We start from the raw sequence: 17,682 nt of genomic DNA on the forward strand, positions 1-17,682 counted from the left end.
CATGTACTTCAATATGATGATGTTATGAATAAGCAAAGAGAAATAATATATGCTGAAAGAAGACGTGTATTAGAAGGCGAAAACTTAAAAGAAAATGTAGAAGCTATGATAGAAAACACAATAGAAGATGCTTTAAATATTTATATGGGAGAAGATAAATCATCTTGGAACTTAGATAATCTTAAAGATCATCTTTATCAAACATTCATACCAAAAGGAAGTATAGAAATAGATAGCTTAGATAAATATACTAGAGAAGATATAAAACAACAAATACATGATTTATCTATTAAGATATATGAAGCTAAAGAAGATATAGTAGGCTTTGAGAGAATGAGAGAACTAGAGAGAGTTATACTTCTTCAAGTTGTAGATTCTCACTGGGTAGATCATATAGATGCTATGGATCAATTACGTCAAGGGATAGGTCTTCGCGCAATAGGTCAACAAGACCCTGTAGTTGCATATAAAATGGAAGGATTTGATATGTTTGATGCAATGACTAAACATATCCAAGAAGACACTATAAAATACTTATTCAACATAACTATAGAAGAGCCTGTAGAAAGAAAGCAAGTTATAGATGTTGAGCATTTATCATCTAATGCAATTGATGAACCAGCAAATAAAACTGTTAAAAAAGATGAGGCAACAGGTAGAAATGATGACTGCCCTTGTGGAAGTGGAAAGAAATACAAGAAGTGTTGTGGGAGATAGTTTTGGAGGACTTAAATGTTAAATTTACAAGATTATAGAAACTGTGTGGAGAGTATGTCTTCAAATATAGAAGAATTGAGGGTTTCTCTTTGACATTGCTTTATTATTAATTAAAATAAACGAGAATGAAGAAAAAATGAATGAGCAGGATTTTTGGAATGACAATGAAATTGCACAAAAAATTCTTCAAGAAAATAAATCACTAAAAGAAACAGTAGACGAATATAATGCTTTAAAAGAAGCTTTAGAAGAAATTGAAATTTTAATAGAGATAGGATTAGAAGAAAGTGATGAATCTATTGAAAAAGAAATAGAACAGTCTATATCAAATCTTGAAAAAGAGATAGATAATCTAAGAATAAAGACTCTTCTAAGTGGTGAATATGATAAAAATAATTCGATATTATCTATAAATGCAGGAACTGGTGGATTGGATGCTCAAGACTGGGCTCAAATGCTACTAAGAATGTATATAAGATGGAGTGAAGGCAAAGGCTACAAGGTTAAAATCCTAGACATGATATCAGATCCTGAAGCTGGAATAAAAAGTGCTACTTTGCTTATAGAAGGGCTTAATGCATATGGATACTTGAAAAGTGAAAAAGGAGTACATCGCATGGTTAGAATGTCTCCTTTTGATCCAGCTGGAAAAAGGCATACATCATTTGCATCGATAGATGCTATACCGGAATTAGATGACAGCATACAAATAGACATAAATCCTGTTGATTTAAAAATTGATACGTACAGAGCTTCTGGTGCAGGAGGTCAGCATGTAAATACTACAGATTCAGCGGTAAGGATAACTCATATTCCTACAGGGGTTGTAGTACAATGCCAAAATGAAAGATCTCAACATAAAAATAAAGATACAGCAATGAGAATGCTTATGTCGAAACTTATAGAATTAAAAGAACTTGAACAAAAAGAAAAGATTGAAGATATTCAAGGCAAATATTCTCAGATAACTTGGGGAAGTCAAATAAGGTCATATGTATTCCAACCATATAAACTGGTTAAAGACCATAGAACTAATGCAGAAATGGGAAATGTAGATAGTGCTATGGATGGAAATATAGATTTATTTATAAATGAGTACTTAAAAATGAATAAATCGAAAAAATAATTTAAATAAGGGCTTGAGAATTTAATTCTCGAGCCTTATTTTAAAGTGATTTTCAAACATAATTTATATAAATTAATTCACGATGTAGTGACAAATTTAACGAAAGAAGAGTGGTATATATGAATATAAATGAAATACTAAAAAAAGAATTTAGCCTTAGAGATGAACAAATAAATAACACTATAGCACTTATAGATGATGGAAATACAATACCTTTCATAGCTAGATATAGAAAAGAAATGACAGGTGAAATGAGTGATGTTGTTTTAAGAAATTTTTATGATAAATTAATTTACTTAAGAAATTTACAAAGTAGAAAAGAAGATGTAGTAAGAATAATACAAGAACAAGGAAAACTTACAGAAGAAATAAAATTAAGCGTTGAAAAAGCTAGTACACTTCAAGAAGTAGAAGACATATATGCACCATATAAACAAAAGAAAAGAACAAGAGCAACTATAGCAAAAGAAAAAGGACTAGAAGAATTAGCATTATCAATATTAAATAGTAATGTGGAAAATTTAGATATAGAAGCTAGTAAATATATAAATGAAGAAAAAGAAGTAAAATCAATAGAAGAGGCTATAAAAGGAGCAAAAGATATAATAGCTGAAATGATTTCTGATGATGCAAAAATAAGAAAATATATAAGAGAGTTTGCTTTAAGAGAAGGTATAGTAGCTACTAAAAACTCTAAAGAAGAAAAATCAGTTTATGATATGTACTATGATTATAGTGAAGCTGTAAAAACGATAGCACCTCATAGAGTTCTAGCAATAAACAGAGGAGAAAAAGAAGATTTCTTAAAAGTAAAGGTTGAAATTAATAATGAAAAAGTAATAAATTATATAACAAATGAATATGTAAACAATAATAATTTTAAAAATAAAGTAGAGATAGTAAATACAATAGAAGATGCATATAAAAGATTAATATTTCCTTCAATAGAAAGAGAAATAAGAAATCATCTGACAGAAATAGCACAAGAAAGAGCTATAAGTGTATTTGGTAAAAATATAAAAAGTTTATTATTGCAATCGCCAGTAAAAGACAAAGTAGTTATGGGATTTGATCCTGCCTTTAGGACAGGATGTAAGATAGCAGTGGTTGATAAGACTGGTAAACTATTAGAAGCTACTACAGTGTATCCTACAGAGCCGCAAAACAATGTAGAAGGTGCAAAGAAAACTCTAAAAACATTAATAGAAACATATAATATAGATATAATAGCAATCGGAAATGGAACAGCATCAAGAGAGTCAGAAAAGTTTGTATCAGACATGATAAAAGAAATAGATGGAAATGTTCAATATATAATTGTAAGTGAAGCAGGAGCATCTGTTTATTCTGCATCGGAACTTGCGAGTGAAGAACATCCAGATATAAATGTATCATTAAGAGGAGCAATATCTATAGGTAGAAGACTTCAAGATCCATTAGCAGAACTTGTTAAAATAGACCCTAAGAGCATTGGGGTAGGTCAATATCAGCATGACTTAAATCAAAAAAGATTAGAAGGCGTGTTAAGTGGAGTGGTAGAAGATTCAGTAAATAGTGTCGGAGTAGATTTAAATACAGCATCATATTCTTTACTAGAGCATATTGCAGGTATAAGTAAGACAATAGCTAAAAATATAGTTGTTTATAGAGAAGAAAATGGAGACTTTACTTCAAGAGTTCAGTTAAAAAAAGTAAAAAGACTAGGACCTCAAGCGTTTACTCAATGTGCAGGATTTATGAGAATATCAGATGCAAAGAATCCGCTAGATAACACAGGAGTGCATCCAGAGAGTTATGATATGTGCAAAAAAATGTTAGGACTACTTGGTTATTCACTTAAAGATATAGAAAATAAAAACATAGAAGATATAGATTCTAAAGTTAATGAAATTGGTCTAAAAGAATTAAGTGAGAAATTAGAAATTGGACAAGTAACGCTAAAAGATATAATATCAGAAATAAAGAAACCAGGTAGAGATCCAAGAGAAGAAGGTATAAAACCTATACTTAGAACGGATGTATTAAAAATAGAAGATATTCAAGATGGAATGATACTAAAAGGAACTGTAAGAAACGTAGTAGACTTTGGTGCGTTTGTTGATATTGGTATAAAAAATGATGGATTAGTTCACAAATCGCAAATGAGTAAGTCGTTTGTTAAGGATCCTATGACTATAGTTACCGTAGGGGATATAGTGGATGTAAAAGTCATAGAAGTTGACATGAATAAGCAAAGAGTAGCTTTATCAATGAAATTATAAGCTACATTAGGAGGAAAGATATATGATCTTTATAAAAAATGGAACAATAAACACAATAACTAATGGAATAATACAAAATGATATACTTGTAGAAAATGGAAAAATAATAGAAATAGGGAAAAATATTGTAGCACCACTAGATGCTGAAATTATAGATGCGCAGGGGAAATTTGTATTCCCAGGATTTATAGATGCACATACACATTTAGGGTTATGGGAAGATGGTATGGGATTTGAAGGAGCAGATGGAAATGAAGAAACAGATCCAATAACTCCACAATTAAATCCTATAGATGGAATTAATCCAATGGATAATACTTTTAAGGAAGCAGTGCAAGGTGGGATAACATCAGTATGTACTACTCCAGGAAGTGCGAATGTAATGGGCGGACAATGTATAGCTATAAAAACATATGGTAGAAGGATAGATAAAATGATTATAAAAAATCCTGTTGCTTCTAAAATTGCTTTTGGAGAAAATCCAAAAAGCTGTTATGGAAAAGATGAGAAGACACCACAAACTAGAATGGCAATAGCATCTCTTTTAAGAGAAAATCTTAAAAAAGCAGAAGAATACTTAGAAGAAATAGAATTATATATGGAACATGAAGATAACGACAAACCAGAATATGATATCAGAATGGAAAGTTTATTACCAGTATTAAAAGGAGAAATACCTTTTAAAGTTCATGCACATAGGGCAGATGATATATTCACAGCAATAAGAATTGCAAAAGAATTTGACATAAAACTTACCTTAGATCATTGTACAGAAGGCCATCTTATAGTAGAAGAATTAGTTGAAGAAGGATATCCTGTAGTAGTAGGGCCGTCATTATCAGAAAGATCTAAAATAGAACTAAGAAATTTAACTTTTGATACAGCCGGCATACTTTCTAACGCAGGAGTTAATGTATCATTAATGACAGACCATCCTGTAATACCAGTGCAATATTTACCGATGTGTGCAGGAATAGCAGTAAAACATGGTATGCAAAAAAATAAAGCATTTGAATCTATAACTATAAATCCTGCTAAAATTTTAGGAATAGAAGATAGAGTTGGTTCTATAGAAGTTGGAAAAGATGCAGATATAGTTATTTGGGATGGATGTCCATTAGAAATTCAAAGTAATGTATTATTTACAATAATAAATGGTAAAATAGTTTATAAAAAATAATTAAGGGCGCATACAAAGTAATTATAAAATTTAAATAAGTAGTTGATTTTATATGAAAAATTGAATATTATATAAATATAACAAGGAAAATTAAATAGCACGATAGGTCTTCGGGGCAGGGTGTGATTCCCTACCGGCGGTATAGCCCGCGAGCTACATTTGTAGCATGATTTGGTGAAATTCCAAAGCCGACAGTATAGTCTGGATGAGAGAAGAAGCAAATTTTTTGCATTGTCTATTAATATATATAAAAAGTGTATATTATATAACTTGTACTCAAAAAATAAGCTCGAAGATGATCTCTTCGAGCTTTTATTTTTCCTAATAATAAAATTAGGAGGTTGTATTTTATGCAAGGAACAATTAAAACAAACAAGGTGTTTACAACATCTACTTTAGTAAAGGTAGGGATATTAGGAGCAATAGGATATATACTAATGTTTATATCTGCTCCACTACCAATGTTATTTCCAGAGTTCTTAAAAATAGATATATCGGATTTAACAGCATTATTAGGAGGAATAGCATTAGGACCAATAGCAGGAATTACAATAGAGTTTCTTAAAAACTTACTTCAATTTTTAACTGGAATGTCAACAACAGGAGGAGTCGGAGAACTTGCTAACTTTTTAATAGGTGGCTCATTTGTATGGGTAGTTTCTTATATATACTCTAAGAAAAGAGAAATGTCAGGGATTGTAATAGGGCTTATATCTGGAATTATAGTTATGACTATAGTAGGTTGCATAACTAACTATTTTATAATACTTCCATTCTATAGTACTATAATGCCGATTGAAGTAGTTATTGGAATGGGCGCAGCTATAAATCCTGTAATAGTTGATAAAATTACATTTGTTATATGGATAATAGCACCATTTAATTTATTAAAGGCAGCGATAATGTCTGTACTAACATTACCAATATATAAAAGAACAGAGAAAATTTTAAATAAAGTAAAATAATATAAAAATACCGAATACAAATTGTAGTTGAATTTGTATTCGGTATTTTTAAGTTTACAATGATTTTTTTAAGTGTATTTAAAGTTAGAAGTATTTCCAATAAACTATTATACTGATGATTGCAGAGACAATAGTATATAATAAAGAAATTGTAAAAGGAATATTAAAATAAAATTTCATAAAATACCCATCTGAGCGTGAATCTTTATTAAATAGATGCCTAAGTCCAAAATCTGATATACGAGTTGTAAGACCACCTTCACTAGAAAAAAAGCCGATAATAAGTGTTGATATTAGACCGGTCATAAATGATAATTCTAAAAATGATAGTTTTAAGAATTTAGATAAGGAAAAATTTAGAATTAATAGTATTAAAAGAGATAAGAAAATAGAAATGAATTTTTTCAATGTAAGACCTCCTATATAATATTTATAATTAATATATATGCTAAATTATAAGACTTAGATAACGTAGAATTAATAAATATATATTGGTGCATATGTTAAAAAGCACTTACTTTTTAAAAGTAAGTGCTTAGGGGGAGTAAAGAATATTTAATGTTTTGGGGGAGTAAATATCCTTGATATTTTAATTATGGTCTATATATGAAAATAATATACATATATAATCTAAAAAATTATTTATAATAAATTATAAAACCTTTAAGATATTAGTTTGTTATAATATAATAGATTCTAGTTGATAATTATAATGTGAATAAAGTATTTGATTAAAGATAATGGAGAAAAACTATGATTAATATATATTTAGAAGATGAAAGCAAAACAAAAGAACTTGGATATAAACTAGGAAAACTTTTAACGCCAGGTAGTGTTATATGTTTAGTAGGGGATTTAGGTGCGGGCAAAACTACAATGACTCAAAGCTTAGCACAAGCTTTAGAAGTTGATGACTATATAACTAGTCCCACTTTTACTATAGTAAATGAATATGAAGGTAAAATACCACTATATCATTTTGATGTATATAGAATAGGTAGCAGTGATGAAATGCATGATATTGGATATGATGAATATATAAACGGTGAAGGTGTATGTATAATTGAATGGGCAAATTTAATAGAAGACATACTTCCAGAGGAATATTTACATATAGAGTTAAGATATAAAGATATGTCTAGAGAAATTATATTAAATGCAGTTGGGGAAAAATACCAAAGAATAGTTGAGGAGCTGACAAAATAATGAAAGTTTTAGGAATAGATACATCTTCAATGGCTACGAGTGTAGCTGTAGTAGAAGATAATAAATTAATATGTGAGTATACAGTAAATACTAAGAAAACACACTCTCAAAAGCTTATGCCAATGATAGAGAATATGTTAAATATAAGTGATATAAATATTAATGAAATAGATATGATTGCAGTGTGCGAAGGTCCGGGTTCATTTACAGGTTTAAGAATAGGTATGGCTACTGCTAAAGGTATAGCTCACGTGAATAGCTTGCCAATAGTAGGAGTAAATTCAGTAGAAATATTAGCAGGTAATATGAATTTATGTGATAAAAATATTTGTTCAATATTAGATGCACAAAAAACTCAAGTATATATGGGACAGTACAAGTTTGAAAATAATGAGTTAATAGAAATAAAGAATGTGGATGTTGTTGAAATAGATAAATTGATAGAAGAGTTATCAAATAGTAATAAAGAGTGGATTTTAGTTGGAGAAGCGGTTTATAAATATGAAGACAAGCTTAAAACAGAAGATAATATAAATATACCAGCTCCTTCTCATAATGTAACTAAAGCAAGTAGTTTATGTACTATAGCTATGAATAAATATAATAAAAATATAGGTGTTTGCGATTGCTACAACATAAATCCTATATACATAAGAAAATCTCAAGCAGAAGTTGAATATGATGAAAAGATGAAGAGGTTGAATGATGGAAAATAATTTACTTATAGAGCAAATGACATCGAAAGATATTGATGGAGTATTTGAAGTAGAAAAAAATTGCTTTGAACATTATTGGTCTAAAGATTCATTTAAAAAAGAACTTAATAATGATGTTGCAAGATATCTAGTAGCGAAGATAGATGGAAAAGTAGTAGGTTATGTTGGTATATGGTTTGTAATTGATGAGGGACATATAACTAATGTAGCAGTCCATAGTGATTATAGAGGGAAAAAAATTGGTGACGAATTAGTAAAAGCACTAGTAGAACTATGCAAACAAAATAAAATAGCATCAATGACTTTAGAAGTTAGAGTATCCAATAAAGTAGCTCAAAATCTTTATAAAAAATATGGATTTAAATTGGCTGGAATCAGAAAAGAATACTATAGCGATAATAAAGAAGATGCTATGATAATGTGGAATGATGTAAAGGCGGTGTAAGTATGAAAGATATAATAACATTAGCAGTAGAAAGTAGTTGTGATGAAACAGCTGTAGCAATTTTAAGAAATGGTAGAGAAGTACTATCCAATGTAATTAATACTCAAATAGATTTACATAAAAAATTTGGTGGAGTAGTTCCAGAGGTAGCATCAAGAAAACACATTGAAAATATAGATGGAGTATTACAAGAAGCATTAGATGAAGCTAATATTACATTAAATGATATAGACCATATAGCAGTAACTTATGGTCCAGGATTAGCAGGAGCATTGTTAGTTGGATTATCTCATGCTAAGGCACTTGCTTTTACTTTAAACAAGCCTCTAGTAGGTGTTAATCATATAGAAGGACATGTTAGTGCAAATTATATAGAGCATAAAGATTTAAAGCCACCATTCATAACTTTAATAGTATCAGGTGGACATACTCATTTAGTAGAAGTAAAGAATTATGGAGAGTATGAAATATTAGGAAGAACTAGAGATGATGCATCTGGAGAAGCTTTTGATAAAATAGCTAGGGCTATGGGATTAGGATACCCAGGTGGTCCAATAATAGATAGATTAGCTAAGATAGGTAATAAGAAAGCAATAGAATTCCCAAGAGCTTATATAGATGGATATGATTTTAGTTTTAGTGGAATAAAATCATCTGTTTTAAATTATTTAAATGCTAAAAAGATGAAAAATGAGGAAATAGTAGTTGAAGATGTTGCGGCATCATTCCAAGAAGCAGTTGTAGAAGTTTTATCTAAAAAAGCTATAAAAGCAGCAACTGAAAAAGGATATGATACAATAGCTCTTGCTGGTGGAGTTGCATCCAACTCATCACTTAGAGAAAAAATTACAGAGCTAGGAAAAGAGAATAATATAAATATAAAATATCCATCATTAATTTTATGTACGGATAATGCAGCTATGATAGGATGTGCAGGATATTACAACTTTATTAATGGTAGAGTTGATGATATGAGTTTAAATGCAGTTCCTAATTTAAAGATAGGACAAAGATAGTATTATTCTAGAATAATAAAAAGGTTAATCCATAATTTAATATGGATTAACCTTTTTAGTTCATTTCATTAACAATATTAGCAGCCCATTTTTTAGAAAGGGCTCTAGGCACACCAAATATAAACTTAAATATTTCTTCAGTGTTAGTAAGCAATACTAAAACATAAATAGGAGCACCGTTAAATGCAGCGAAGAAGGTTAATGGTATTGACGCTAACCACATACATCCTAATTCTAAGAAAAGAGCGTATTTTGTATCTCCACCACTTCTTAATATTCCTATCACTACTAATGTGTTAAATGATTTAAGTGCCATCATTATGCCCATTATAATAAATATCTTAGTCATATCAGGTGCTAAGCTTTCAGATACACTAAAAATTTTCAATAATAATGGTATGCTTAATATTAATAAACCACCAAATATTAATCCCGCTAAGAAAGTAAGAGCAGAGAATTTTTTAGCATATACAATGGCTCTATCTAAATGATCTGCACCAAGTTCATTTCCTAGCATTATAGAAGCACCAATAGCTATACACACAGCTGTTATTATAAAGAAGTTACCAGCACTTGAAGCAATTTGGCTAGCTGCAATAGCAGAAGTACCTGCTCTTGAGTATGCAACAGAATATAAAATTGTACCAATTGCCCACGTACTATCATTTAAAAATATAGGGAAACTTTTTGATAAAAATGAGTTTATAAAAGTTTTATCAATAAGCTTTAATTCTGATATACCAAATTTTAATATATAATCTTTTTTTGCAAAATAAACATATCCAAGAATTAAAATCAATTCTACCATTCTAGCTATAACTGTTGCTAAAGCAGCACCTTTCACACCTAGCATAGGAAGTCCTAAATTTCCAAATATAAGGCCATAGTTAAGAATTATATTAACAACTAGCGCTACTGAACTACAAAGCATTCCTAACTTAGGATTTCTAACACTTCTTGAACCCATGCTAAATACTGTACTGATTGCAATAAGAGGATAACAAAATATGACTATACTAAAATAATCAGTACATAATTTAATTACCTCCGAATCATAAGAAAAGATATTAATAATATAAGTTGGAATAACTAAAACTGGTATAAAGAAAGCCAAACTAAGCACAATTGCTAAAATTGTACTAAATCCAGTAACTTTACGGATATTAGTTATATCACCTTTTCCATAAAATTGTGAAATAAAAACTCCTGCTCCACCTGTAATACCAGATAATGACATATTAAATAAGAAGAAAAATTGATTTGCAACTCCTATTGAAGCAACCGATGTTTCTCCTAAACTACTTATCATAACTGTATCTATCACGTTTATAGAAGTAGATATAAGTTGTTGTATAATAATTGGAATGCATAAAGACATAAGGATTTTATAAAATCGCCTATTGTCTTCATTTAATGAAAATAATCCTTGCAAAATATCACCTCTCTATTAAAATGTTATGATATAAATCATATCATAATGCACTACTTATGTAACTAAGTAAATAATAAGATTTAATACAAATAATACTAGTGTGGCATATAAAAAGAAGCCAAATTTGGCTTCTACATAAATTCTTCCCACTGCTCATAAAGAGAAGAAAGTTTATTTTCTAGATTTATTTTCTCCTGGCTTACTTCCTTAGATTTTTCTGGATTAGAATAAATTTCTTCTTGGCATAAAAGAATATCTGTTTCTTCTATTTTAGTTTCAGTTTCTTCAATTTCTTTTTCTAAATTTTGTATTTTAACTCTATTTTTTTTATCGAACTCTCTCTGTTCTCTTTCTTTACGTTTTTCTTCTTTAATTTGTGTTTTAGTTTTCTCTTCTTTTTCTTCAACTATGCTCATTTCATGAATTTGTTTTTTCTTTTCTATGTAGTAATCATAGTTTCCTAGGTATTCAGTAATACCATCTTTATCTAACACCAAAACTTTATCTACTACAGTATTAAGGAAATATCTATCATGTGATATAGTAAATACAGTTCCGCTATATCCATATAAAGCTTCTTCAAGCACTTCTTTAGAATCTATATCTAAATGGTTAGTAGGTTCATCAAGAAGCAATAAATTTGCATTTGATAAAATTAATTTGAGTATAGCTACTCTAGCTCTTTCGCCACCACTTAAAGTAGATATTTTTTTAAATACTTCTTCGCCTTCAAATAAGAATGCCCCTAACATACTTCTTAAAGTAGTTTGAGTTAAATGAGTATTGTTTTGCCAAATTTCATCTATTATAGCATTATTTAAATTAAGAGTTTTTTGTTCTTGGTGGAAATATGAAACATTTACATTAGTTCCAAATTTAACATTACCAGCTAGTGGTGCCAATTCGTCCATAATTATTTTGAATAATGTTGATTTTCCTATACCATTTGCGCCAATAAGAGCAACTTTTTCTCCTCTATAAATATCTAAATCAAGATTTTTAAATAATATTCTCTCTCCGTATCCCATAGAAACATCTCTTACTTGCAGTACATCATTTCCACTAATTACGGAAGGGTTAAATTCGATTCTAGCTTTTTTTCTATAAGCCTCAGGTTTATCTAAAACATCTATTTTTGCAAGTGATTTTTCTTTACTTCTAGCTCTTTTTAAGTGCTTTTCTCTACCAAAACCTTTCAATCTATCTATTGATTCCTCTTGTTTTTTTAAATCTTTCTGTTGATCTTCAAATTTCTTTTGTTCTAACTCTTTTTCAATCGCAGATAATTCTATAAAGTCAGAGTAATTTCCATTGTATGCTTTTAGCCTTTTGTTATGGATTTCAAAAACTCTATTTACTACTTGATCTAAGAAGTATCTATCATGGGAAATTAAAATAACAGTGCCTTTATACTGTTTTAAGAAAAATTCTAACCACTCTATTGCTTCAGAATCTAAATGGTTGGTAGGCTCATCTAGTAAAAGAAGAGTAGGTTTCTTTAAAAGAAGTTTACCTAAAAGAACTCTAGTTTTTTCACCACCAGAAAGTATGCTAATAGGTTTGTCCATATCAGTATCAGAAAACCCTAAACCTTTTAAGACACCTTTTGCTTCAGACTTATATCCGTATCCATTCATTTCAGCGAAATTTTCTAATTTATGAGAATACTCATTCATAAGTTTATCTAGCTGTGAAGAATTTGAATTAGAACTTTCTTCAGCTATTTTTAATTCTAGATTTCTTAAATAAGATTCCATATCTATTAAATCTTTGAAAACTTCTAAAACTTCCTCAAATATAGTATTACTTGAATGAAAGTTAGTATTTTGCTCTAAATACCCTATTTCACAATCTTTTGAAGTATATATATCTCCACTATCATAACCATGTATACCTGAAATTATTTTAAATAAAGTAGTTTTACCAGTACCGTTAATACCGATTATACCAATCTTATCACCTTCATTTACAGTAAAGCTTATATTTTCTAATATAGAATCTATTCCAAAACTCTTGTTTAAGTTATTGCACGATAAAACAATCATAAATTTATACCTCCTTGAACTACCTAAAATTATAATGTTTTGATATAATATAATCAAGGATATTGCATTATGTTTTATAAAATGCAGTAAAATAGTAAGGGATAACTACAAAATATAGCGCAGGAGGTGAGAATGTGGGATCTAAGAATATATCAATGGCAGTAATAAGAAGATTACCAAAGTATCATAGATACCTTGGAGATCTATTAGATAAAGATATACAAAGAATATCGTCTAAAGAATTGAGTGATATAATAGGCTTTACTGCATCTCAAATTAGACAAGATTTAAATAATTTCGGTGGATTTGGTCAACAAGGTTACGGATACAATGTAGAAGCACTTCACAATGAAATTGGAAAAATATTGGGATTAGATAGAAAATATAATGCAGTACTTATAGGGGCAGGGAATTTAGGTCAAGCAATAGCTAATTATTCAGGATTTAGAAGAGCAGGATTTGAAGTAAGAGCTTTATTTGATGCTAATCCAAGAATGATAGGGTTAAAAATAAGAGATTTTGAAGTGTTAGATTCAGAAAATATAGAAGAGTTCGTTAAAGAGAATGACATCGATATTGCAATGTTATGTATTCCAAAAAATGGTGCTCAAAATATTGTAAATAGATTGGTAGGTGTAGGTATTAAAGGTATTTGGAACTTTGCACCTATAGATTTAGAAGTACCTAGAGACGTTATAGTTGAGAATGTAAATTTAACAGAGAGTTTATTTACGTTATCATATTTAATGAAAGAAGAGCAATAAAAAAAAAGCTATCAAAGTAGAATTTCTACCAATGATAGCTTTTTTTATATAAATATTATTCAGGTTGAGGAGCATCAACAGGACAAACTCCTGCACAAGCACCACATTCAACACAAACATCTTCTGCTATAACGTATTTGTCATCTCCTGCAGATATACATTCAACTGGACATTCAGCTTCACAAGCACCACAGCTTATACAAGCATCGTTTATTATGTAAGACATATAAAAATCCTCCCTCAAACATTTATTTTATTTAGTAACATTATAACAAAAATTCTAGTATTTAACAAATTAATTAATTCTACAATAATGTTAATATTATGACATAACAAATATATTTCTATAATGATTTATTTTATTTCATTTTATTTAATTATACTCACAATTATGTTAAAATCAAAAAAATTTATAATATATTAGAAATAAATTATAATTACAATATAAATTATAGGAGGAATAATATACTTATGGCGAAAAAAATTAGAAAAAAACCTTTGTTAATTGTAGTAATAATATTAATTGGATTAATTTTTTTGACAAGTGATATTATAAAAACTTTTAATAATATTGAGCAAAAACAGAATAAGAAAGTAAAAGAATTATCTAATGAAGATACTGAGAAACCTATAGAAAGTAAAAGTATAACCATAAGTTTTGCAGGTGATGTGACGATGGGAAATTATAAAGGGTCCCCACATGATAGCACATTTGATCAGGAATTTAAAAATCAAGATGAAAATTATGATTACTTCTTTGAAAATGTAAGAGGGATTTTTTCTGAAGATGATTTAACAGTAGTAAATTTAGAAGGTCCTTTAACTACAGCATTAGATGCTAAAGTAAAACAATATGCATTTAAAGGTGACCCTTCATATGTAAATATATTAAAGAGTGGAGACATAGAGGCTGTTACTCTTGCTAATAATCATTCTGAAGATTACTTTACACAAGGCATAGAAGAAACTAAATTCATCCTAAAGGAAAATAAGATAAATTATTTTGGTTTAGGTGAGAAAAGTGTTGTAGATTCAAATGGGATTAAAGTTGGTTTACTAGGATATAATGGATGGCCAGAAAACTACAATCAAGAAAATTTAGATAGTATGAAAGATGATATTGAATCACTTAAAAAAGAAGCAGATATGGTAGCTATATATTTCCATTGGGGAGAAGAAAAATCTTATAATCCTAATCAAGTACAAAAAGATTTTGCACATAGCGCTATAGATAGTGGCGCTGATGTAGTTATGGGTTCTCATCCACATGTATTACAAGGTATAGAAAAATATAAGGAAAAATATATTGCATATAGCTTAGGAAATTTCTGCTTTGGCGGGAACAAAAATCCGAGTGATAAAGATTCAATGATATATCAACAAAAATTCAATTTTGAAAATAATAAATTGGTTAATATTGATGAACCACAAATCATACCATGTTCTATATCATCTACTAAATATAAGAATAACTATAAACCCACTATTTTAGATGGTAGTGAAAGAAATAGAGTTTTAAACAAGATTAAAGAAATAAGTACAGCCCTAAATTAAGTTAAGTATATAGATATAATAAATTAAAGTTTATAATCGTAGTTTTAAGTATTAAATTACGATTATAGATTTATCTCATAGAGTAGGTAAAGGACTTAGAAGTATATTATTTAACAATATACTTCTAAGTCCTTTATCAATTATCATATTTTAAATATTTTATTAAAAAATGTTTAAGATGCAATAATTGATGGTAAATAACAAACATGGTTAAAAAATAGTCAAAAACATATTATAAATATTCAATCATTTCAATAGAACTATATTTTTACTAAAATTTAAAGATTAAATATAAAAACTCAGGGGGAATTCAAAAATGTCTTGTAATACTTGTAAAATGTGTGAAAGTGCAGATAAGAGATTAGAAAGTTTTATTGCATCAAAGGACATAGAAACATCATTCCATAGAACAGAGGATCAAAAAATTAAATGTGGATTTGGGCTTCAAGGAGTATGTTGCAGATTATGTGCAAATGGTCCATGTAAAGTAACACCTAAATCACCAAGAGGGATATGTGGAGCAGATGCAGACACAATAGTAGCAAGAAACTTTCTAAGAGCAGTAGCATCAGGTGCAGCTTGCTATTTACATGTAATTGAAAATACAGCAAGAAATTTAAAACATTTAGGAGAGACTAAAGGGTTTATCAAAGGTGAAAATGCTTTAAATAATTTAATTGAAATGTTTGATATCGAGGAAAAAGATAATCATAAAAAATGTATAAAAATAGCTGATAAAGTTATAAATGATTTATATAAATCAAGAGATGATAAAATGGAACTTGTTGAAAAGATAGCATATGGTCCAAGAGTAAAAATATGGAAAAAATTAGGAATAATGCCAGGTGGAGCTAAATCAGAAGTATTCGATGCGATAGTAAAATCTTCAACAAATTTAAATAGTGATCCAGTAGATATGCTAGTTACTTGCTTAAATTTAGGGATATCAACAGGATTATACGGTCTTACATTAACAAATCTTTTAAATGATGTTATGCTAGGAGAACCAGTTATAAGAATGGCTCCAGTAGGATTTAATGTAATAGACAAGGATTACATTAATATAATGATAACGGGACATCAACATTCAACATTCTCACATTTCCAAGATAGATTAAAGGATTCAGATGTAGTAGCTTTAGCACAAGCAGCAGGTGCAAAAGGATTTAAATTAGTAGGGTGTACTTGTGTTGGTCAAGATTTACAATTAAGAGGAGAGCACTATAAAGAAGTATTTGCAGGTCATGCAGGAAATAATTTTACAAGTGAAGCTGTATTATCAACAGGGGCTATAGATATAGTATTATCTGAGTTTAATTGTACAATACCAGGAATTGAGCCAATAGCTGATAAATATAAAGTTAAAATGATTTGTTTAGATGATGTAGCTAAAAAGGTTAATGCAGAATATGTGAAATTTGATAGAGAAAATGTAGAATCAATAAGTACAGAGTTAATAAATAAATCATTAGAATCATACAAAGAAAGAAGAAGTGTAGTAGAAATAGATATACCAAGTGACCATGGATATGAGCAATCTTTAACAGGTGTAAGTGAAAAGAACTTAAAAGAATTTTTAGGAAACTCATGGAAGCCACTTATAAACTTAATAGCAGAAGGAAAGATTAAAGGTATAGCAGCTGTAGTTGGATGTTCAAACATGACAGCTGGAGGACATGATGTAATGACGGTTGAATTAACGAAAGAACTAATTAAGAGAGATATAATAGTTCTTTCAGCAGGATGTTCAACAGGGGGACTGGAAAATGTAGGTCTTATGTCACCAGGAGCGGAAGAATTAGCAGGAGATAACTTAAAAGAAATTTGTAAGTCGTTAGGAATACCGCCTGTATTAAACTTTGGCCCATGTTTATCTATAGGAAGGCTAGAAATAGTGGCTACAGAAATAGCGGCTGAATTAGGAGTCGATTTACCTCAATTACCGTTAGTTTTATCAGCGCCACAATGGTTAGAGGAACAAGCATTAGCTGATGGAACATTTGGATTAGCATTAGGATTACCGCTACATTTAGCATTACCTCCATTTATAACAGGTGGAAAATTGGTAACAGAAGTATTAACAGAAAAATTAAAAGACTTAACAGGTGGTCATGTTATAGTGAACCCAGACCCTAAATCTTCAGCAGACCAGTTAGAAAAAATAATAATAGATAGAAGGCAAAAATTAGGTCTAAGAGAAGTGGAATGCTGTTCATAGAATATTTAATATAGGTTATGAAGACTTTTTAGATTTT

Annotated in this window: 15 protein-coding genes and 1 riboswitch; of the genes, 12 read left to right on the forward strand and 3 right to left on the reverse strand. The window is 29.3% G+C overall.

The window, feature by feature from the left end; all coding sequences use genetic code 11:
• The 9 genes from AC11VW_RS01595 to tsaD form a co-directional block, all read left to right on the forward strand.
• A partial coding sequence (locus AC11VW_RS01595) for an SEC-C metal-binding domain-containing protein (RefSeq protein WP_484299644.1) occupies positions 1-717 on the forward strand: 717 nt, incomplete at its 5' end.
• 15 nt (positions 718-732) lie between these two features.
• A protein-coding gene (prfB, locus tag AC11VW_RS01600) for a peptide chain release factor 2 (protein ID WP_484299645.1) occupies positions 733-1,843 on the forward strand; the annotation gives its coding sequence in 2 pieces (ribosomal slippage) (positions 733-807 and positions 809-1,843; 1,110 coding nt in all).
• Between the two features lie 119 nt (positions 1,844-1,962).
• Positions 1,963-4,104, forward strand: a complete 2,142-nt coding sequence (locus AC11VW_RS01605) for a Tex family protein (protein WP_484299646.1) — start codon at positions 1,963-1,965, stop codon at positions 4,102-4,104.
• Positions 4,105-4,126: 22 nt separating this feature from the next.
• Positions 4,127-5,284, forward strand: coding sequence for an amidohydrolase (locus tag AC11VW_RS01610; protein ID WP_484299647.1), 1,158 nt, complete (start codon positions 4,127-4,129; stop codon positions 5,282-5,284).
• 102 nt (positions 5,285-5,386) lie between these two features.
• Positions 5,387-5,505: riboswitch (FMN riboswitch) on the forward strand.
• Between the two features lie 129 nt (positions 5,506-5,634).
• On the forward strand, positions 5,635-6,249 hold the full coding sequence (locus AC11VW_RS01615; protein ID WP_484299648.1) for an ECF transporter S component: 615 nt from the start codon (positions 5,635-5,637) through the stop codon (positions 6,247-6,249).
• 753 nt (positions 6,250-7,002) lie between these two features.
• Positions 7,003-7,455, forward strand: coding sequence for a tRNA (adenosine(37)-N6)-threonylcarbamoyltransferase complex ATPase subunit type 1 TsaE (tsaE, locus tag AC11VW_RS01620; RefSeq protein WP_484299649.1), 453 nt, complete (start codon positions 7,003-7,005; stop codon positions 7,453-7,455).
• Positions 7,455-8,171, forward strand: coding sequence for a tRNA (adenosine(37)-N6)-threonylcarbamoyltransferase complex dimerization subunit type 1 TsaB (gene tsaB / locus AC11VW_RS01625; protein WP_484299650.1), 717 nt, complete (start codon positions 7,455-7,457; stop codon positions 8,169-8,171). Before tsaE ends, tsaB begins: the two co-directional genes overlap by 1 nt.
• Complete coding sequence (rimI, locus tag AC11VW_RS01630) at positions 8,161-8,616, forward strand: ribosomal protein S18-alanine N-acetyltransferase (protein WP_484299651.1); 456 nt, start codon at positions 8,161-8,163, stop codon at positions 8,614-8,616. The genes tsaB and rimI overlap by 11 nt, the downstream gene beginning before the upstream one ends.
• Before the next feature lie 2 nt (positions 8,617-8,618).
• On the forward strand, positions 8,619-9,632 hold the full coding sequence (gene tsaD, locus AC11VW_RS01635) for a tRNA (adenosine(37)-N6)-threonylcarbamoyltransferase complex transferase subunit TsaD (RefSeq protein WP_484299652.1): 1,014 nt from the start codon (positions 8,619-8,621) through the stop codon (positions 9,630-9,632).
• 55 nt (positions 9,633-9,687) lie between these two features.
• Here tsaD and AC11VW_RS01640 read toward each other — a convergent pair whose 3' ends face one another.
• Positions 9,688-11,064, reverse strand: a complete 1,377-nt coding sequence (locus tag AC11VW_RS01640; RefSeq protein WP_484299653.1) for an MATE family efflux transporter — start codon at positions 11,062-11,064, stop codon at positions 9,688-9,690.
• Positions 11,065-11,195: 131 nt separating this feature from the next.
• On the reverse strand, positions 11,196-13,109 hold the full coding sequence (locus AC11VW_RS01645) for an ABC-F family ATP-binding cassette domain-containing protein (protein ID WP_484299654.1): 1,914 nt from the start codon (positions 13,107-13,109) through the stop codon (positions 11,196-11,198).
• Between the two features lie 134 nt (positions 13,110-13,243).
• Between AC11VW_RS01645 and AC11VW_RS01650 the strand changes: the two genes are divergently transcribed.
• Positions 13,244-13,873, forward strand: a complete 630-nt coding sequence (locus tag AC11VW_RS01650) for a redox-sensing transcriptional repressor Rex (protein ID WP_484299655.1) — start codon at positions 13,244-13,246, stop codon at positions 13,871-13,873.
• 55 nt (positions 13,874-13,928) lie between these two features.
• Here AC11VW_RS01650 and AC11VW_RS01655 read toward each other — a convergent pair whose 3' ends face one another.
• Positions 13,929-14,099 (reverse strand): DUF362 domain-containing protein, encoded by a 171-nt coding sequence (locus AC11VW_RS01655; protein ID WP_484299656.1) that lies wholly within the window; start codon positions 14,097-14,099, stop codon positions 13,929-13,931.
• A 245-nt stretch (positions 14,100-14,344) separates the two neighbouring features.
• On the opposite strand from AC11VW_RS01655, the gene AC11VW_RS01660 reads away from it, so the two are divergent.
• Entirely contained in the window at positions 14,345-15,427 is a 1,083-nt protein-coding gene (locus tag AC11VW_RS01660; protein WP_484299657.1) for a CapA family protein, read from the forward strand.
• Positions 15,428-15,743: 316 nt separating this feature from the next.
• A complete protein-coding gene (gene cooS, locus AC11VW_RS01665) occupies positions 15,744-17,645 on the forward strand; it encodes an anaerobic carbon-monoxide dehydrogenase catalytic subunit (RefSeq protein WP_484299658.1) in 1,902 nt (633 codons plus the stop codon).
• Positions 17,646-17,682: the final 37 nt, after the last annotated feature.

The organism is Romboutsia sp. (assembly GCF_056995035.1).